The 18,129-nt window shown below is 71.0% G+C and carries 15 protein-coding genes; 10 read left to right on the forward strand and 5 right to left on the reverse strand.

Annotated elements, in window-relative coordinates; genetic code table 11:
• The first annotated feature begins 15 nt into the window (after positions 1-15).
• The 4 genes from ACLZOT_RS26155 to ACLZOT_RS26170 all read left to right on the forward strand — a co-directional run bounded on the left by ACLZOT_RS26155 (position 16) and on the right by ACLZOT_RS26170 (position 6,233).
• Positions 16-2,988, forward strand: coding sequence for a BTAD domain-containing putative transcriptional regulator (locus tag ACLZOT_RS26155; RefSeq protein WP_416971503.1), 2,973 nt, complete (start codon positions 16-18; stop codon positions 2,986-2,988).
• 345 nt (positions 2,989-3,333) lie between these two features.
• Entirely contained in the window at positions 3,334-4,566 is a 1,233-nt protein-coding gene (locus ACLZOT_RS26160; RefSeq protein WP_416971504.1) for an amidohydrolase family protein, read from the forward strand.
• Positions 4,563-5,501 (forward strand): LLM class F420-dependent oxidoreductase, encoded by a 939-nt coding sequence (locus ACLZOT_RS26165; protein ID WP_416971505.1) that lies wholly within the window; start codon positions 4,563-4,565, stop codon positions 5,499-5,501. Before ACLZOT_RS26160 ends, ACLZOT_RS26165 begins: the two co-directional genes overlap by 4 nt.
• A gap of 78 nt (positions 5,502-5,579) precedes the next feature.
• Positions 5,580-6,233, forward strand: a complete 654-nt coding sequence (locus ACLZOT_RS26170; RefSeq protein ID WP_416971506.1) for a LuxR C-terminal-related transcriptional regulator — start codon at positions 5,580-5,582, stop codon at positions 6,231-6,233.
• Between the two features lie 12 nt (positions 6,234-6,245).
• Here ACLZOT_RS26170 and ACLZOT_RS26175 read toward each other — a convergent pair whose 3' ends face one another.
• Together ACLZOT_RS26175 and ACLZOT_RS26180 are read right to left on the reverse strand one after the other, a co-directional pair.
• Entirely contained in the window at positions 6,246-7,031 is a 786-nt protein-coding gene (locus tag ACLZOT_RS26175) for a hypothetical protein (RefSeq protein WP_416971507.1), read from the reverse strand.
• A 38-nt stretch (positions 7,032-7,069) separates the two neighbouring features.
• On the reverse strand, positions 7,070-7,807 hold the full coding sequence (locus ACLZOT_RS26180; RefSeq protein WP_416971508.1) for a hypothetical protein: 738 nt from the start codon (positions 7,805-7,807) through the stop codon (positions 7,070-7,072).
• A gap of 193 nt (positions 7,808-8,000) precedes the next feature.
• On the opposite strand from ACLZOT_RS26180, the gene ACLZOT_RS26185 reads away from it, so the two are divergent.
• The 5 genes from ACLZOT_RS26185 (at position 8,001) to ACLZOT_RS26205 (ending at position 14,145) form a co-directional block, all read left to right on the forward strand.
• Complete coding sequence (locus ACLZOT_RS26185; RefSeq protein ID WP_416971509.1) at positions 8,001-8,780, forward strand: SDR family NAD(P)-dependent oxidoreductase; 780 nt, start codon at positions 8,001-8,003, stop codon at positions 8,778-8,780.
• Positions 8,781-8,881: 101 nt separating this feature from the next.
• Positions 8,882-10,000 carry an LLM class flavin-dependent oxidoreductase gene (locus ACLZOT_RS26190; RefSeq protein WP_416971510.1) on the forward strand — a complete coding sequence of 373 codons (1,119 nt, stop codon included), beginning with the start codon at positions 8,882-8,884 and terminating at the stop codon, positions 9,998-10,000.
• Between the two features lie 6 nt (positions 10,001-10,006).
• Positions 10,007-11,737 carry an N-acyl-D-amino-acid deacylase family protein gene (locus tag ACLZOT_RS26195; protein WP_416971511.1) on the forward strand — a complete coding sequence of 577 codons (1,731 nt, stop codon included), beginning with the start codon at positions 10,007-10,009 and terminating at the stop codon, positions 11,735-11,737.
• A complete protein-coding gene (locus ACLZOT_RS26200) occupies positions 11,734-13,185 on the forward strand; it encodes an aldehyde dehydrogenase family protein (RefSeq protein WP_416971512.1) in 1,452 nt (483 codons plus the stop codon). The genes ACLZOT_RS26195 and ACLZOT_RS26200 overlap by 4 nt, the downstream gene beginning before the upstream one ends.
• 168 nt (positions 13,186-13,353) lie before the next feature.
• Positions 13,354-14,145 carry an alpha/beta fold hydrolase gene (locus ACLZOT_RS26205; protein ID WP_416971513.1) on the forward strand — a complete coding sequence of 264 codons (792 nt, stop codon included), beginning with the start codon at positions 13,354-13,356 and terminating at the stop codon, positions 14,143-14,145.
• Between the two features lie 104 nt (positions 14,146-14,249).
• Here ACLZOT_RS26205 and ACLZOT_RS26210 read toward each other — a convergent pair whose 3' ends face one another.
• Together ACLZOT_RS26210 and ACLZOT_RS26215 are read right to left on the reverse strand one after the other, a co-directional pair.
• A complete protein-coding gene (locus ACLZOT_RS26210; RefSeq protein WP_416971514.1) occupies positions 14,250-14,645 on the reverse strand; it encodes a nitroreductase/quinone reductase family protein in 396 nt (131 codons plus the stop codon).
• Positions 14,646-14,794: 149 nt separating this feature from the next.
• Entirely contained in the window at positions 14,795-16,306 is a 1,512-nt protein-coding gene (locus tag ACLZOT_RS26215; RefSeq protein WP_416971515.1) for a CehA/McbA family metallohydrolase, read from the reverse strand.
• 200 nt (positions 16,307-16,506) lie between these two features.
• Between ACLZOT_RS26215 and ACLZOT_RS26220 the strand changes: the two genes are divergently transcribed.
• Entirely contained in the window at positions 16,507-17,352 is an 846-nt protein-coding gene (locus ACLZOT_RS26220; RefSeq protein WP_416971516.1) for an LLM class F420-dependent oxidoreductase, read from the forward strand.
• On the opposite strand, the gene ACLZOT_RS26225 is transcribed toward ACLZOT_RS26220, so the two are convergent.
• The gene (locus tag ACLZOT_RS26225) at positions 17,317-18,021 is read right to left on the reverse strand and encodes a hypothetical protein (protein ID WP_416971517.1); all 705 of its coding nucleotides are present in this window, start codon (positions 18,019-18,021) and stop codon (positions 17,317-17,319) included. The genes ACLZOT_RS26220 and ACLZOT_RS26225 overlap by 36 nt on opposite strands.
• Positions 18,022-18,129: the final 108 nt, after the last annotated feature.

Raw genomic sequence — 18,129 nt, forward strand, 5'->3', positions numbered from 1 at the left:
CCCAGGGAGACCGCGATGGACGACCGAGTACCGCGCGTGCCGAGACAGGAACGCCACGACCCCGCGCGGGACGAGGACGTGGCGGGACTGAGGTTCGGTGTGCTCGGACCGGTACGGGCCTGGCGCGGCGACGATCCGCTGCCCACCGGGTCGCCCCAACAGCGCGCCGTGCTCGCGACGTTGCTGCTGCGCGAGGGCCGCACGGTGACCGCCGCCGAGCTGATCGACGCGGTGTGGGGCGAGGACCCGCCCTCCCAGGCGCTGGCCGCGCTGCGGACGTACGTGTCGCGGCTGCGGAAGGTCCTGACGTCCCGGATGCTGGTCAGCGACGCCGGGGGCTACGCGCTGCGGGCCCCGGCCGGCGTGGTCGGGCTCGACCTCACGGCGGCGCGGACCCTGTCCGAGGACGCCGAGAAGGCGTGGGCCGCCGGGGACGTACGCGCCGCGCGGGACCGCCTCGACCACGCGCTCGGCCTGTGGGAGGGCGAGACGCTCGCGGGCGTACCCGGGCCCTACGCGGACTCCCAGCGCGTCCGGCTGGAGGAACTGCGCCTCAAACTCATCGAGAACCGCCTCGACCTGGACCTCGAACTGGGCCGACATGCCGAAGCCGTCTCGGAGTTGACCTCCCTCACCGCCGAACACCCCCTCAGGGAACGCCTGCGCGAGCTGCTCATGCTCGCCCTGTACCGAAGTGGCCGCCAGGCGGAGGCACTTGCCGTGTACGCCGACACCCGCCGCCTGCTCGCGGACGAACTCGGCGTCGACCCCCGGCCCGGCCTGCGCGACCTGCAGGAACGCATCCTGCGCGCCGACCCGACGCTCGCCGAACCCGAGGCACCGGCCACCGAGACGCCCCTCGTACGTATTCTGCCCGCCCAACTCCCCGCATCGGTACCGGATTTCACCGGACGGGAGACTCTCGCCCGCGAACTGGGCGAAGCGCTCGTCACCGAGACCGGCGACGAGAACCGGGTGATGGCCGTCTCCGCCGTCGCCGGGATCGGTGGCGTCGGCAAGACGACACTCGCCGTGCACGTCGCCCACCAGGCCCGACACGCCTTCCCCGACGGCCAGTTGTACGTCGACCTCCAGGGCGCGAGCCCCCGCCCCGCCGAACCCCAGGCCGTCCTCGGCGCGTTCCTGCGCGCCCTCGGCACCGCCGACCCCGCGATCCCCGACTCGCTCCAGGAGCGCTCGGCACTGTTCCGCTCACTGCTCGACGGCCGCCGCATCCTGGTCCTCCTCGACAACGCCCGGGACGCCGCCCAGGTAAGGCCGTTACTGCCCGGTACGGCGGGCTGCGCGGCCCTCGTCACCTCCCGCACACGGCTGGTGGACGTCGCCGGCGCGCACCTCGTCGACCTCGACGTGATGGCGCCGCACGAGGCGCTCGCCCTCTTCACGCGCATCGTCGGCGCCGAACGCGTCGACTCCGAACGGGAGTCGGCGCTCGACGTCGTCGCGGCCTGCGGCTTCCTGCCGCTCGCGATCCGGATCGCGGCCTCCCGGCTCGCCGCCCGCCGCACCTGGACGGTGTCGGTCCTCGCGGACAAACTCGCCGACGAGAGACGGAGGTTGGACGAACTCCAGGCCGGGGACCTTGCCGTGAAGGCAACATTCGAGCTGGGGTACGGCCAGTTGGAGCCTTCACAGGCCCGCGCCTTCCGGCTGCTGGGCCTCGCGGACGGACCGGACATCTCCCTCGCCGCCGCGGCCGCCGCCCTGGACCTGGCACCGGACGACACCGAAGACCTGCTGGAGTCCCTCGTCGACACGTCGCTCCTGGAGTCGGCGGCGCCCGGCCGCTACCGCTTCCACGACCTGGTCCGCCTCTACGCCCGGGCCTGTGCCGAACGCGACGAACTCCCCTCCCGGGAACGGGAGTCGGCGCTCACCCGGCTCCTCGACTTCTACCTCGCGACGGCCGCCGGGGTGTACGCGGTCGAGCGGCCCGGCGACCGGCTCGTGGAGCAACTGGAGGAAACCGCCTACCCCGGGCTGCACTTCGAGGACCGGCACGACGCGCAGGACTGGCTGTACGCCGAGGCGGGCGCCCTGCTGTCCTGCGTCCGGCAGTCCATCGGGGACGGCCGACTGCGCCGCGCCGTCGACCTGTTGTGGGTCGCCAAGGACCTGGCCGAGTCCGGGGCCAACGCCCGCGAGTACGAGGTGGCCGCCAACGAGGCGCTCCAGCAGGCCCGTTCGGCCGATGACCCGCACGCGCTCGGGCGGTCGCTGATCACCCTGACCGACGTCCACCTCGTCGCGGGACGCTTCGACCGGGCCGACGCCGCGGCCGTCGAGGCGCTGCGGGTCACCGAGGACGCCGACGACCCCGTACCGCGCTGCTGGGCGCCCAACACCCGGGGAATCATCGCCCTTTACCAGGGGCGGCACGAGGAGGGCGAACGCCATCTCACGGTCGCGTTCGACAACTTCCGCGCCAACGAGAACAGGGCGGGCGAGGCGAGCGTCCTGTGCAACCTCTCCCGCATCCACCTCGCGACCGGCCGGGTGGAGAGCGCGGTGACGCTGGCCCACCAGGGCATCGGGATCTACGACCGGACCGGCAACGCCCTGCGCGGCGCCAACGGGCGGTACGCGCTCGGGCTAGCGCTCACCGAGAGCGGGCTGCTCACCACGGCCGCGGACATCCTGCGCGACGCGCTCGACGTCTTCCGCGACAGCAGGCAGCGGCTGTGGGAGGGCATGACCCTCTTCCGGCTCGCCGAGGTCGACCTCGCCGCGCACCGCCCCGCGCAGGCCGCCGCCCACGCCGACCTCGCGCTCACCGCCCTGCGCGGCATCGGCGGGGAGTGGCGCCGGGGGCTGGTCCTCACGGTCCTCGGGCGGGCCCTGAGCGGCTTGGGGCAGGCCGGGCGGGCGCACGTGTGCTGGACGGAGGCGCTGGGGATCTACGAGGAGCTGCGGGCGCCGGAGGCGGAGGAGGTACGGGGGCTGCTGAAGCTCTCGGTGGCGGCGTAGGGCATACCCGGGAGGGACTACCTGGGAGGTAGCTCTCAGGAGGTAGTACCCGGGCGGTCCGGGCCTTCGCTCAATACGGAAGCGGACGTTCATGGAACGTTTATCGCCCCCTGACATGCTCTTACCAACGAACGGCCGGACCGGGGGGAACGGCCGAGGTCGTTGCAGCCCGTCCGGCGACTCACGGGGGAGTAGCCGGACGGGAGTTCCACTCCACGGGGGAGTCGGAGGGGGGATCCGGGGGACGGCCGCGGTGGCACGGAGGGGGAGCCGCCGCGGCCGAGGGAACGCCCTTTGCCGCACCGGGAGCTGACGACCCGTCAGATCGGCGCTACCGTGGCCGGCATGGAGAACACGACAGAGTTCCCGCTGATCATCTCCGTCGACGACCACACCGTCGAACCCGCGCGCGTCTGGCAGGACCGCCTCCCGAAGAAGTTCCTCGGCACCGGCCCACGCGTCGTCCGCGCCCCGCTGAAGGAAATGACCTTCCTGGGCGGCCACTTCAAGCCCGTGATGGGCGAGAAGGGCGACGAGGGCCCGCTCGGCGACTGGTGGCTCTTCGAGGACCTCAGGCGCCCCCTCACCCGCCTCGACACGGCCGTCGGCTTCAGCCGCGACGAGATCCGGCTGGAGGTCATCACCTACGACGAGATGCGGCCCGGCTCCTACGACGTGCCCGCCCGCCTCGCCGACATGGACGTCAACCACGTCCAGTCCGCGGTCTGTTTCCCCACCTTCCCGCGCTTCTGCGGCCAGACCTTCACCGAGGCGAGCGACCGCGAACTCGGCCTGGCGTGCGTGCGGGCGTACAACGACTGGACGGTCGAGGAGTGGTGCGGCCCGCAGGCGCGCGGCCGGCTGATCCCGCTCACCCTGATCCCGCTGTGGGACGCCGAGTTGGCCGCCGCCGAGGTCCGCCGCAACGCCGCGCGCGGGGTGCGCGCCGTCGCGTTCTCCGAGATACCGCCCCACCTCGGCCTGCCGTCCGTGCACTCCGACGCCTGGGACCCCTTCCTCGCCGCCTGCGACGAGACCGGCACCGTCATCGCCATGCACATCGGCTCCAGCAGCCGCATGCCGTCCACCTCCAAGGACGCGCCCCCGGCGGTCGGTTCGACCATCACCTTCGCCAACTGCTGCTTCTCCATGGTCGATTGGCTGATGAGCGGCAAGTTCGAACGCTTCCCGAACCTCAAAGTCATGTACGCCGAGGGGCAGATCGGCTGGATCCCCTACATCCTGGAGCGCGCCGACGTCGTCTGGGAGGAGAACCGGGGCTGGGGCGGCGTCGCCGACAAGGTCCACCGCCCGCCGTCGGAACTCTTCGCCGACCACGTCTACGGCTGTTTCTTCGACGACGCGTTCGGCCTGCGCAACCTCGACTCGATCGGCGTCGGCAACGTCCTCTACGAGACCGACTACCCCCACTCCGACTCGACCTGGCCGAAGTCGAAGGAGGTCGGCGAGGCCCAGATGGGCCACCTCGACGCCGACGTCGTCGACCGCATCGTCCGCCGCAACGCCATCGACCTGCTCGGCCTGACCGAGGCCGGCCTGTGGCCGGGCCCGCGATGACCCGCCGCCTCGCCCACGGCATCCAGCTCCCCGTCCAGTCCCAGAGCCGTATCTACGTCGAACCCTGGGAACCAGCCGCCGGACCAAGGGAGTTGGTGGCGGTGGCCCGCGCCGCCGACGAGTCCGGGTTCGCGTACGTCGCCTGCTGCGACCACGTCGCGATCCCGCGCGGCCTCGCGGACGCGATGGGCACGGTCTGGTACGACCCCGTCGCCACCCTCGCCCACCTCGCCGCCGTCACGACCCGTGTCCGGCTCCTCAGCCACGTCGCGATCGCCGCCCTGCGCCACCCCCTGCTCACCGCCAAGCAGTACGCCACCCTCGACCACCTCTCCGGCGGCCGGCTGATCCTCGGCGTCGGCGCGGGCCACGTCCCGGAGGAGTTCGCGGCGCTCGGCGTCGACTTCGCCCGCCGGGGCGCCGTACTCGACGAGACCCTCGACGCCCTGCGCACGGCGCTGGGACCCGACGAATTCGTGGGCCACCACGGCGAGTTGTACGACTACGAGGATCTCGGCCAGCGCCCCCGGCCCGCCCAGCAGCACGTCCCGGTCTGGGTCGGCGGCTCATCACCGGCCGCGATCCGCCGGGCCGCCCTCAAGGGCGACGGCTGGCTGCCGCAGGGCGATCCGCGCGACCGGCTGCCCGCGCAGATCGAGGAGATCCGCCGACTGCGCGGCGACGGCGGCGAGTTCACCGTCGGAGCGATCGCCGAGCCGCTGTACGTCGGGACGCCGGACTGGGACGTCGGCCGTCGTACGCTCACCGGGAGCCCCGGTGAACTGGCCGACTCCCTCAACGAGTTCGGGCAGTTGGGAGTGGACCAGGTCCAAGTCAGGTTCAGGAGCCGCTCCGTCGACGAACTCACCGACCAGATACGGCTGTTCGGCGCCGAGGTGGCCCCGCTGCTGGGGTCTGTGAGGCAGCTCTCTTGAATCTTTGAACATGTCCACGCCGGTCAGCGTATGTACGAACGTACGGACGTCGCTGTTCCGGCGGAAGGACCCCCCACAGTGAGCTCCTCCGAAAGACTCTCCGTCGCTCTCGCCTGCGCGGAGGGCACCAGTTGGCCGCACGCCGACTGGCCCGCGCCGGACGACTCGTACGTGGGCCGGGTCTGGCAGGTAGACCCGCCCTACCGGAAGCTGGCGGACACGCCGTTGGACGTCGTCCTGCTCAGCTGCGTCGAACCCGCCCACGCCCTCCCGGAGTTGACCGGCGCGCTGGCCGGGCGCGGGGTGCCCGTCATCGTCGTCAGCGGGCGGCGGGACGTCGAGACCGTCGTCGAGGTGTTCCGCGGCGGCGCGGGCTACCTGGTCGACGGCGACTACTGCACCTGCATGCTCTCCTCGGCCGTGATGGCGGCCACCGTCGGCCACACCTACCTGTCCCCGGCGGCCTGCGCGGCGCTGCGCGAGGGAGCCCGCGAGGCGCCCACCGGAGGGGACGCGGTGGAGCGCCTGCGGGCCCTTCTCTCGCCGCGCGAACGGCAGATCATGGAGCTGCTGTCGACCGGGCTCGGCGCCCAGGAGATCGGACTGCGGCTGCGGCTCAGCGAGAAGACCGTGCGCAACAACCTCAGCAACATCTACGCGAAGCTCGACGCGCGGGGAAGCACGGACGCGGTCCTGCGCTGGCTGGGTGCCACGCCCGTGCTTCGCTTCTGAGAACGTCCGCCGCTAGGACTGGCTGATCTCCGTCACCGGGATTTCCACGTCCGTCACATTGGTGCCGCCCTCGTCGAGTCCGGGCTCCACCCGGATGCTGTTCTCGGAGTTCAGGATGCCGTTCGCCTGAGGCGTTCCGCACTTCACGTTCCGCAGCCACAGACGTCCGTCCGGAGTTCCGTTCTTCAGGATCTGCGGATAGAAGACGTGCACGGACGTGGCGCCTTCGCTCGGGGAGAAGAAGACTTTCTGTCCGTCCTGGGCTTCTTTGTACGTGGCGCGCAGGAATCCACTCACGTCCGTGCGCTTCGCCGACCACATGAAGAAGGCGATGCTGTCGGGCTGGACGGTGTCGGTGCGCGAGAAACTCAGGCCCGTCGTCTTCTCGTCACGGGTGATGTTGATCTCCGAGGTGGAGAACTGGACACCGACCTCGAAGACGGAACTCGCGAGTTTCGTTCCGCCCTCCACGGTGAAGCCGTCCTCCAGCTCGATGCTGCGGGTCACCGAGGTGCTGACCGCGAACTCCTTCGACGCCGCCGTCGTGTTTCCGCAGTTGTTCGTCACGGGAGAGACCCGCTCATTCGCTCCCAGGCTGTTCGCCTTGAACTGGACGTCGACGAACTCGCAGTTCTCCAGCTTGTCGGAATCCGCCGCGCAGTCGGCCGACACCTCGTTGGGCGTCGCCGCGCCGGCGGAGTTCATCAGCGGGATCGCGACGGCGAGCGCGGCCACCGGGGCGAGGGCCAGGGTGATGCGCTTCTTGCGGCTGCGGTGCTTTCTGGTGCGGGTGCCCATGACGGTCTCCAGGGGGTGAAGTGGCTGGTGGAAAGGGTTCAGCAGTCTTCGAGGACGGCCTTGGACACGCCGTCGACGACGCCCGGCGCTCCGGCCGCGCCCGGCAGCATGTGCGGGCCCTCGACGACGTCCGGGGCGACGAAGTTCTTCTCCGGAGTGGCGTTCGTGACGGTCGTCGCCGAGCGCGCGTCGATCCGTACGCGCCATTCGCCGGTCATCCGCTGCATCTTCGGCGTGAATTCCATGTGCAGCACCTTGCCGGCCGGAACCTCACGCTCTTCCGTGTCGCTGGCGGTCGCCGAATCCACGGTCATGTCCAAGGTGCCCTTGTGCTTCACCCACGAACCGCTGATGGCACCGAAAAGACCGCCACCGCCGCCCTGCTGGGTCACGGTGTACTTTCCTTCTCCCTGGGCCACCGTCGCCGTCCAGCCGATCTTCACCTTGGACGGTTCCGTGGCGCCCGGCTCGCAGTTCGGGAAGTCGATCGACGCCTTCTCGGTGGGGCCGTCGAAGGTCTCGAAGTTCGTCTCGACGAAATCACAGTTGTCGGCCTGGAACCCGTCGGCGAACCCTCCGTTGAAGTCGCTGACCGAGCGCTGTTTCCCGTTGAGCACGGCCGAACGCTCGCACATCGTCATGATCTGCTCCGGCGTCTTCTGCTCGTCGGCGGCGTTCGCCGAGGGGAGCAGGGTGATGATGGCGCCTCCGGTCGCCAGCGCGGCACCTATCGCGACGTATCGGACCTTCTTGTTCCGGAGCTTTCTCTTGGCCATGCCTTGTCCCTTCCTTGGCGACTTCTTTGTCCTCCGCGCCAGGATTATCGAAGGCTTTCGATGGGTGCCGACAGGGTCAAATATCCCGACTCGCAGGTCTGTGACATTGCTCACGCAACGGCCGTACAGGTATCTGACGCTTCATCAGGTACGGCGTTACGATGCTGACCTCCACCGATGCCGAGGGGGTCCCATGGACAGCACGGGCAAGTTGGACGGCCGGGTCGTCATCGTTACGGGCGCGGCCCGAGGGCAGGGCGAGCAGGAGGCGCGGCTCTTCGCGGCCGAGGGGGCGCGGGTCGTCGTGGCCGACGTCCTGGACGAACAGGGCGCGGCCCTCGCCGCCGAACTCGGCGCCCTGTACGTGCACTTGGACGTCCGCGAGGAGGACTCCTGGTGCGCGGCGACCGACGCCGCCAAGCGGGCGTACGGCCGCCTCGACGGCCTCGTCAACAACGCCGGCATCCTGCGTTTCAACGCCCTCACGGACACGCCCCTCGACGAGTTCATGCAGGTCGTGCGGGTCAATCAGGTCGGCTGCTTCCTCGGGATCAAGACGGTCGCCCCCGACCTCGCGGACGGCGGCACGATCGTCAACACCGCCTCGTACACGGCGATCACGGGCATGGCGGCGGTCGGCGCGTACGCCGCGAGCAAGCACGCGATCCTCGGGCTGACCCGGGTCGCCGCCCTGGAGCTGGCGCCCCGGGGTATACGCGTCAACGCGATCTGCCCCGGCGCGATCGACACGGCCATGTCCAACCCCTCGCTCCTGGACCCGGGCTCGGACCCCGAGGAGACCTCGAAGGCGCTCGACGGCCTGTACCGCAAGCTCGTTCCCCTCGGCCGCATCGGACGCCCCGAGGAGGTGGCCCGCCTCGCGCTGTTCCTGACGTCGGCGGACTCCTCGTACATCACGGGGCAGCCGTTCGTGATCGACGGTGGCTGGCTGGCGGGGGTCTCCGTCATCTGACGACTCGTCAGCTATTGACGCTTACGGGGGCTGGTGCCAGAGTCGGCGGCAGTTCGTTGACTGACGGTCCGTCAGAAACAGTCTTGGGGCGGTGAACCTCCTTGGAATTCGGGCTCTTTGTTCAGGGATATGTCGGCAAGCGGGGCGAGACGGACCCGCTGGCGGAGCACAAGGCGCTGATGGAGGAGACCGAGTACGTCATCGAGGCGGACCGGTCGGGCTTCAAGTACGCCTGGGCGTCGGAGCACCACTTCCTCGACGAGTACTCGCACCTGTCCGCCAACGAGGTGTTCCTCGGCTACCTCGCGCACGCCACCGAGCGGATCCACCTCGGCTCCGGGATCTTCAACCCGCTCGCGCCGGTCAACCACCCCGTGAAAGTCGCCGAGAAGGTCGCCATGCTCGACCATCTCACCGGCAACCGCTTCGAGTTCGGCAGCGGACGCGGCGCCGGGTCCCACGAGATCCTCGGGTTCATGCCGGGCGTCACCGACATGAACCACACGAAGGAGCTGTGGGAGGAGACCATCGCGGAGTTCCCCAAGATGTGGCTCCAGGAGGAGTACGCCGGATTCCAGGGCAAACACTGGCAGTTGCCGCCGAGGAAGGTCCTGCCGAAGCCGTACGGCAAGTCCCACCCGGCCATGTGGTACGCGGCCGGCTCGCCCCCGTCGTACGCGATGGCCGCCCGGAAGGGCCTGGGCGTCCTGGGGTTCAGCATCCAGAAGGTCTCCGACATGGAATGGGTGCTGGAGCAGTACAAGACGGCGATCGTGGACGCCGAACCGGTCGGGGACTTCGTCAACGACAACGTGATGGTGACGACCACGGCGATCTGCGCGCCCACGCACGACGAGGCGATCCAGGTCGCGGTCAGCGGCGGACTGCACTACCTGCCGTCGCTCGTCTTCCGTTACCACGACACCTTCCCGCGCCCCGAGGGCTTCCCGGTCTGGCCCGAGACACTGCCCGAGTACACCCCCGAGTTCGTCGAACTCCTCATCGAGGAAGAGCTGTTGATCTGCGGCGACCCGGACGAGGTGCTGCGGCAGTGCAAGCGCTGGGAGCAGGCCGGCGCCGACCAGCTGAGCTTCGGGCTCCCGGTGGGCGTACCGAAGGAACAGACCCTCCAGACCATCCGGCTCATCGGCGAGCACGTCATCCCGAAGATCGACACGGACCCCGTGCACCGGACGACACGGTTCCGTCAGGGGGCGTGAGAGCTGATGCTCGATCACGTCATCAAAGGGGCCACGGTAGTTGACGGCTCCGGTGGCCCGGCCCGGATCGCCGACGTCGGCATCCGGGGCGGCCGGATCGCGGTCGTCGGCGAAGTCACCGAGGAAACCAGGACAGTCGAGGACGCCACCGGCCTCGTTCTGTGCCCCGGCTTCGTCGACCCGCACACCCACTACGACGCCCAGCTCTTCTGGGACCCCTACGCCACCCCCTCCCTCAACCACGGCGTCACCACCGTCGCCGCCGGGAACTGCGGCTTCACCCTCGCCCCCCTCAACCCCGCGCGGCCCGAAGACGCCGACTACACACGGCGGATGATGTCCAAGGTCGAGGGCATGTCGCTGGTCGCCCTGGAGGAGGGGACGCCCTGGAGCTGGCACTCCTTCGGGGAGTACCTCGACGCCCTGGAGGGGCGGATCGCCGTCAACGCCGGTTTCATGGTGGGGCATTGCGCCCTGCGGCGGCACGTGATGGGCGCCGACGCGGTGGGCGGCCGGCCGTCCGACCGGCAACTCGCCGACATCGTCGGTCTGTTGCACGACGCGATGGACGCCGGAGCCTGGGGCTTCTCCACCACCCAGTCCACCACCCACTCCGACGGCGACGGCCGGCCGGTCGCCTCCCGGCACGCGCTGCCCGCCGAACTCATCGCCCTTTCCAGGGCGGTCGGCGAACACGAGGGCACCCAGATCGAGGCCATCGTGGCCGGCTGCCTCGACCAGTTCAGCGACGCCGAGATCGACCTCCTCGTCGACATGTCCGCCGCCGCCGGACGGGCGATCAACTGGAACGTCCTCACGATCGACGCCGAGGTCCCCGACCGCGTCCCCCGGCAACTGCACGCAAGTGAGCGCGCCCGCAAGGCCGGTGGCCGCATCGTGGCCCTCACCATGCCGATCCTCACCCCGATGAACATGTCCCTCGGCACGTTCTGCGCGCTCAACCTCATCCCCGGCTGGGGCCCGGTCCTCGGACTGCCCGTCCCCGAACGCATCGAGAAGCTCGCCGACCCCGACGTCCGCGCCGAACTCCTGCGCCGCGCCCGGTCCAAGGAGGCGGGCGTCTTCCGCAGGCTCGCCGACTTCGGGCGGTACGTCATCGGCGACACCTACAGCCCTCAGAACGAGGGCCTCACCGGGCGCGTCGTCCGCGACATCGCCGCCGAGCGCGGCCAGGACCCCTTCGCGACCCTCGTCGAGATCTGCTCCAACGACCGTCTGCGTACGGTTCTTTGGCCGATGCCGCGCGACAACGACCCCGCCTCCTGGGCGCTTCGGGCGGAGACCTGGCGGCACGAGGACGTCCTCCTCGGCGGCTCCGACGCCGGCGCGCACCTCGACCGCATGTGCGGGGCGCCGTACACGACCCGCTTCCTCGGCGACTGCCTGCGCGGACGCAAGCTGGTCGGGCTGGAGCAGGCGGTGAAGATGCTCACCGACGACCCCGCCCAGCTCTTCGGGCTGCGTCAACGGGGGCGTGTGGAGGAGGGGTTCCACGCGGACCTCGTCCTCTTCGATCCCGAACGCATCGACGCCGCGAAGGCCACCCTCGTCCACGACCTGCCGGGCGACAGTCCCCGGCTCGACTCCAAGGCGATCGGTATAACGGCCGTATGGGTCAACGGAGTCGAGTCCATCCGCGACGACGTCGTCACCGGAGCCGTACCCGGCAAGGTGCTGCGCTCCGGGACCGACACGCGCACGGTGAGCACCAAGTGACCGACGGACAGCGGCTGTTCGTCGCCGGAGAGTGGGTCGAACCGGACGGCGGGCACTACGAGGTGATCGACCCCGCGACCGAGGACGTCGTCGGCCTCGCGCCCGAGGCGTCCGCCGCACAGGCCAAGGACGCCTGCGCGGCGGCGAGTTCGGCGTTCGAGAGCTGGTCGCGGACCCGCCCCGAGGAGCGGGCGGCCGTCCTGGCCCGCGCCGCCGACCTCATCCTGGCCCGGCGCGCGCACCTCACCGGCCTCGCGTGCGCCGAGACCGGGGCGACCGTCCCGACCGTCCGTGGCATGCAACTCGGCGTCGCCGCTGCCCGGTTCAGGCGCTACAGCCACGTCGAACCCACCGAGTGGGCCATCGCCCCGCAGATCAACGAGGCCGGGCCGATGGGGAAGGCCGCCGTGATGGGCGCGCTCGCGATCCGGCAGCCCGTCGGCGTCGTCACCTGCATCACCTCCTACAACAACCCCTGGGCCAACCCCGCCGGGAAGATCGCGCCCGCACTCGCCATGGGCAACACGGTCGTCGTGAAACCCGCACCCCAAGACCCGCTCTCCGTCTACCGGATGGCGGAGATCCTGGAGGCGGCCGGGGTGCCGCCCGGCGTCGTGAACGTGGTCTCCGGAGAGGCGGTCGAGGTCGGGGAGGCGACCGTCTCCTCCCCCGACGTCGACATGGTCAGCTTCACCGGGTCCACCGCCGTCGGCGTACGGATCGCCGAGGTGTGCGGGCGGGGCATGAAACGCCAGCTCATGGAACTCGGCGGCAAGGGCGCGGCGTTGGTGTTCGACGACGCGGATCTGGGCTCGGCGGTCGCGGGGATCGGGACGACGTTCTCCTTCTACAGCGGGCAGATCTGCACGGCGCCCACCCGGGTGCTTGTCCAACGGGGTGTGTACGGCAGGCTTGTTGAGCAACTCGTCGCCTACGCCGGGCGTTTGACGCTGGGGGACCCCCGGGAGGCCGGGACCGTCATGGGGCCGGTGATCAGCGCCGCCCACCGCGACCGGGTGCGGGCGTACGTCGAGTCGGCCGTCAGGGAGGGGGCAACGCCCCTGGTGGGCAAGGTTGTTGACCTTCCCGAGCGGGGCTTCTACCTCGGGCCGACCGTCCTCGCCGACTGCTCCAACGACATGCGGGCCGTCCGCGAGGAGATCTTCGGGCCCGTCGTCGCCGTCCTCCCCTTCGACGACGAGGAGGAGGCGATCACCCTCGCCAACGACTCCGAGTACGGGCTCATCGACTACGTCTGGTCCGGTGACGTCGCCCGCGCGTTCCGCGTCGCGCGGCGGCTGCGGGCCGGGGGAGTCGGGGTCAACACCGTCGGGCGGAACATGGAGGCGCCGTTCGGGGGGTTCAAGAGGAGCGGGGTCGGGCGGGATGTCGGGTCGTACGCGCTGCATGCGTACAGCGAGGTGCAGGCGATCGTGTGGCCGGGGTGAGGGGGCGCCGCCGGGTGAGGTGGTGGGGCTCGGTCCGGGGTAGGGCGTGCGGGGGCCGTCGTGGGGCGTGCGACCGGAGTACGGCCGGTGTGCGCGGCTTGTTTCCGAGGGCGGTCACCGTCCGTTTTCCGCCGGGCGCGATGCCGCCGTATGGGGCAGTATCGGGGCATGGGTGATGTAGCGGGCGTCATGATCGCGGTCGACGGCGGCGAGGTCTGGGCCGAGGAGCGGGGCGACGGCGACGGGCCGCCCCTGGTCCTGCTGCACCCCGGCGTCGGGTCCTCCGAGATCTGGGAGCCCGTGCTCGGCCCGCTCGCCGAGCGCCACCGGGTCATCCGGTACGACGTCCGGGGGTACGGGCGGTCCCCCGCGCCGACCTCCTCGTACCGGCAGGACCTCGATCTCGCCGTCGTGTTCGACCACTTCGGCGTGGAGCGTGCCGTGCTGGTCGGCAACAGCATGGGCGGGTCCACCGCTGTCGCCTACACGCTGGACCACCCCGAGCAGATCGCCGCGCTGGGGCTGCTCGTCCCCGGAGTGGCCGGATACCCCGAGCCCGATCCGCCCGAACTCGCCGCGCAGGTCGAGCCGTTGGCGCTCGCCGGGGATCTCGACGGGCTGGCGGATCTTGGCATGACGTGGTGGGGGAGGGCCGGGACGCCGCCCGACCGCGAGGCATGGCGGTTGCTGCGGGCGGTGCTGCCCGGGTGGTTCACCTCGTACGCGCACGAAGACCAACTTCCCTCCTGCTACGAGCGGTTGGGCGAGCTGTCCATGCCGTGCTCGCTGCTGCTGGGGGAGTTGGACCAGCCGGTCGTCGTCAAGCGCAACGAGGTCATCGCCTCGCTGATCCCCGGGTGCCGGCTGGTGCGGGAGAGCCACTGCGACCACTTCCCCACGCTGCGGGTGCCGGAGGCGGTGGTGGAACTGGTGGAGGACCTGTACCGGCGGGCGGGGTGAAGGGGGCGCGGGCGAGGGGGTGAGGCTGCCGGGGTGAGGTGGTGCGGGTACTACACGGGTACTGCCCGGGTACGGGGGTGACCGGGGCGCGGGTCTGACCGAGGTCAGTCCGTGTGGAGGTCCACCCGTACCGTCAGCAGGTCGGTCCCCAGGACTCGTACCGCCGTGCTGTTCAGCCTCGGCAGACTGCGCAGCCGGGCCACCGCGTCGTCGTCCGGGAGGATGTGCGCCGTACCGGCGTGCCAGCGGCCCCGGATGCGGACCCTGACCCTCGGGTCGGCCTTGATGTTCCGGATGTACTGCGAGCGGTCCCCGAACTCCGACACCAGCCAGAAGGAGTCCCCGATCCGGCGGCCACCGAGCGGGGTGCGGCGGGGTAGTCCGGAGGTACGGCCGGTGGTCTCCAGGACGGGCTGGAGCGGGAGCCTGCGGATGAGCGGGTTGAGGCGGCGCTGCACGGCGGTGGTGATCCGGAAGCGGCGGTCGGTGAGGGTGGGCATGGGGGGCCTGACTGGTCGGGGCGGGAGCTGGGGGCGGTGGGCGAGGGGCAGGGGTGCGACGCGTGTGGTCCGGTACCTCTCAGGTATCCCCACCGATTCTCCCTCCGAGGTCTCCGCACCGCGCGCCACCCCGGCCGACCCCGCGCTGCTCAGCCCCGCCCGCGCCCCAGGAACACCGGGTTGGTCAGCGCCGCCAACGGTCCCGGCAGCGGCGCCGACGTCGCCGGATGCCGGACCTCCGCCCGTACGTACGCCGCGTATGACGGTGTCGTACGCCACTCGAAGACCCCCGTCCCCGAGCCGCCGACGGGGCCGCCGGTGAACAGGACGCCCTCGTCGGTGACGAGCCGGACCGTGCAGCCCGTCACCCCTGAGACCTCCACGTGTACGACCACAGGGGTATCCGGCGCGACCGCGAGCCGCTCCCCGATACCCGCGTGCTCCCCGCGCGGGCCGGTGACGGTGAGGGCGACCGAGACGCCCTGGGACTCCGCGATGTACGACCGTCCGGCGCGGATGCCCTCCTGGATCGCCTGCCGGGTCAGGTCGTCCGCGAGGACCACGGTCTGGGGCAGTCCCACCACGTCCGGGTCGCGGTGCGCGTCGCTGTTGCCCATCGCCGGGAGCCAGTCGCGGCCCTCCCGCACGGCGGCGACCAGCGTCGCGTCCCAGGAGGCGACCGCGACCTCGTCGTCCGGGGTGTAGGGGCCGTTCCACACCTCCACCGCGTCCGCCTCGCCGAACCCGAACTTCCAGGCGCAGCCGATGCAGGTGGCGTGCGGGTGCGCGGGGACGACGAGCCCTCCCGCGCGGCGGATCTGCCGGGCGAACCGTCCGAACCGGTTCTCGCGGGCCCGGTAGCGCCAGTCGACGAACGTGCCGGGGTCGGTGCCGAGTGCGACGACGTGGCCGTTGCGGGTGGTGACCTCCTCGCCGAGCAGGATCAGCAGGTCGTCGCCGGCCTGGTCGGCCCAATGCCCGTGCCCCGCATGGGTGTTGTGCTCGGAGGTGTTGATGAAGTCCAGCCCGGCGGCCCGCGCCAGCGCCGCGATCTCGGCGGGGGTGCGGCGGCCGTCGGAGTACCAGGAGTGCAGGTGGCAGTCGCCCCGGTACCAGGCACGTCCCCGGCCCCGCGCGCGCTCCGGCGGATAGACGGGCCTGGGGGTATGACCTGGTGCCCCATACGTGAGAGTGACGGTGATCTCGTACGCCAGCCCCTGCGGGGCCACGGTGTACGGCCCCAGTGCGACGTACCACGTACCCGCGCGGATCGGCCCCGGGACGTACCCCGCAGTCGCGTCGTCCGCCCGCACGAAGAACTCCGTACGGGCCCCGCCGGACCACCCCCGGAAGCCCCGCCCGCCCAACTCCGTACCGCGCTCGTCGAACAGCCCGATGTCCAGGGCGTTCCCGGCGGTCCCGGTGGGCACGGCCGGCCGGTCATAGCTGTACGCCACCCTCAACTCGCGTACCGCCGCCGGAACTTCGACCGGCACGTACACGAAGTCCGGCGCCCCCGTGGGCAACGTCCCTCGCAGGCTCTTCGTCGCCTGCCCTTGTCCCTCGGCGGAGGCGAAACTCATCCCCCCGACAGTCATCGCCGCAGCAGCACCCGTCACGAACAGGGCACGTCTGCCGATCTCGTGAGCGTCGTCGCACATGGGGTCAGTGTGGGGGAGAGGGGTGAACTCCGGGGGAAGCCAAGGGAATCGGGGTGCGAGGCCGTCCGGATGGGGGCAGGTATGAGCCACGCCGACTCCCTGTGATTCCGACCGGTCGGTATGGACAGTTCGGGTAGTTCCGGGTACAGATGAGGGCGGCATCCTCGCCCGCACCGCCGTACATCCGGAAAGGCCGTCGTATGCGTATCTCGGTCACGATCTTCCTCACCGACGAGACCATCACTCCCACGCGTCTCGCGCGGGAGCTGGAGGAGCGGGGGTTCGCCGGGCTCTATCTGCCGGAGCACACGCACATCCCGGTCGAGAGAGTTACGCCGTACCCCGCAGGTGGGGGGCTACCCAGGGAGTACACGCGGACGTTGGACCCGTTCGTGGGGCTCGCGCAGGCCGCCGCCGTGACCGAGCGGCTGGGGCTGGGGACCGGGATCACGCTCGTCGCCCAGCATGACCCGATCGACCTCGCCAAGCAGATCGCCACCGTCGACCATCTGTCCGGCGGGCGGCTGACGCTCGGGCTCGGGTACGGGTGGAACGTCGAGGAGGCCGCCGACCACGGGGTCGAGTGGCGGACCCGGCGGGAACTGGTGCGGGACCGGATGGCGTTGATGCGGGCCCTGTGGTCCGACGAACCGACCGGGTACGAGGGCGAGTTCGGGAGCGTACGGCCGTCCCTGGCGTACCCCAAACCGGTGCGCAAGCCGCGCGGGCCGGTCGTCGGGCCCCGCACCCTCATCGGCGGCGGCGCCGGGCCCAAGCTGTTCGCCCACATCTGCGAGTACGCCGACGGCTGGCTCCCGATCGGCGGACGCGGGCTCGGCGAGTCGCTGCCGGCGCTGCGCGCGGCGTGGGCGGAGGCGGGGCGGGAACCGGCGGAGCTGGAGGTCGTGCCGTACGCCGTAGTGCCTACCCGGGGAAAACTTGAGTACTACGGGGAGCTGGGCATCGAGGAGGCGGTCGTGCAGCTGCCTCCGGCGGGGGAGACCGAGGTACTACGGGTACTGGACGAGCTGGCTCCGTACGTGTGAGGGGGACGGGGTGAGGGGCGGCGGCCACCTGAGGTCGCCGGTGGGGTCGCCGTCCCCGGTCTGCCAGCCGGGAGCCATCGCACAGGGCGTGACGGAGCCGCCACTGAAGTAGCCGCTCTTCGCGGACCAGCCGAAGGACACCCGCTCCTCACCGTCCGAGCGTGAGGCGAACAGGCTCCAGTAGTCCCCGGACACGTTCTCCCGGTAGGACGTGATGTCCCAGCCGGTGTCCGCGAGATGCGTACGCAGCCGGCGCAGCCCGGGGACCGCCTGCCCGGCGGTGACGTGGTCGAGCGCCCAGCTGTGGCTCAGGGTGTAGGCCCCGTCGACGACCTCGTCCGTCAGCCCGCCCCGGTAGCAGAGGTCGGAGCTCAGGGTGTTCTCGGCGGAGACCCCGAGATCCGCGACGCCGTGGGGGATCGTGCGCGTGAACCCCAGCACCCCGTACGCCTCCTGGGAGTTCGCGGCCGCCCGGTCCGCCATCTCCTGGGGCGCGACCCGGGGAAAGTCCGACGCGTCCTTCGTCACCAGCGCGAGCCAGACGAGCAGGGCGAGCCCGAGGAACAGCGGCACGGCGACGAGCGCGGCACAGCCGATCCCCGCGGCCTGCCCCACCCGGGCGGCGGCGGATCGGACGGGTACGGCGTCGGGCGTGATCTCCACGGACATGCCAGGACCGTAGGCGGGAGCCGCGACCCCCGGCATCGGTACGACTGCGTACACCCCCTGGGTACTAGTACTCAAGAGCGACAGGACCAGAGGTGCACGCCCGCCCCC

This window comes from Streptomyces sp. 4F14, assembly GCF_048159485.1.
Taxonomy (GTDB): Bacteria; Actinomycetota; Actinomycetes; order Streptomycetales; family Streptomycetaceae; genus Streptomyces.

Excerpts from the sequence above, each read along its gene's own strand:
- ACLZOT_RS26220 (WP_416971516.1), top strand. The coding sequence starts at position 16,507 with ATGCGTATCTCGGTCACGATCTTCCTCACCGACGAGACCATCACTCCC.
- ACLZOT_RS26175 (WP_416971507.1), bottom strand. The coding sequence starts at position 7,031 with ATGGGCACCCGCACCAGAAAGCACCGCAGCCGCAAGAAGCGCATCACC.
- ACLZOT_RS26210 (WP_416971514.1), bottom strand. The coding sequence starts at position 14,645 with ATGCCCACCCTCACCGACCGCCGCTTCCGGATCACCACCGCCGTGCAG.
- ACLZOT_RS26225 (WP_416971517.1), bottom strand. The coding sequence starts at position 18,021 with ATGTCCGTGGAGATCACGCCCGACGCCGTACCCGTCCGATCCGCCGCC.
- ACLZOT_RS26180 (WP_416971508.1), bottom strand. The coding sequence starts at position 7,807 with ATGGCCAAGAGAAAGCTCCGGAACAAGAAGGTCCGATACGTCGCGATA.
- ACLZOT_RS26185 (WP_416971509.1), top strand. The coding sequence starts at position 8,001 with ATGGACAGCACGGGCAAGTTGGACGGCCGGGTCGTCATCGTTACGGGC.
- ACLZOT_RS26165 (WP_416971505.1), top strand. The coding sequence starts at position 4,563 with ATGACCCGCCGCCTCGCCCACGGCATCCAGCTCCCCGTCCAGTCCCAG.
- ACLZOT_RS26160 (WP_416971504.1), top strand. The coding sequence starts at position 3,334 with ATGGAGAACACGACAGAGTTCCCGCTGATCATCTCCGTCGACGACCAC.
- ACLZOT_RS26195 (WP_416971511.1), top strand. The coding sequence starts at position 10,007 with ATGCTCGATCACGTCATCAAAGGGGCCACGGTAGTTGACGGCTCCGGT.
- ACLZOT_RS26215 (WP_416971515.1), bottom strand. The coding sequence starts at position 16,306 with ATGTGCGACGACGCTCACGAGATCGGCAGACGTGCCCTGTTCGTGACG.
- ACLZOT_RS26205 (WP_416971513.1), top strand. The coding sequence starts at position 13,354 with ATGGGTGATGTAGCGGGCGTCATGATCGCGGTCGACGGCGGCGAGGTC.
- ACLZOT_RS26155 (WP_416971503.1), top strand. The coding sequence starts at position 16 with ATGGACGACCGAGTACCGCGCGTGCCGAGACAGGAACGCCACGACCCC.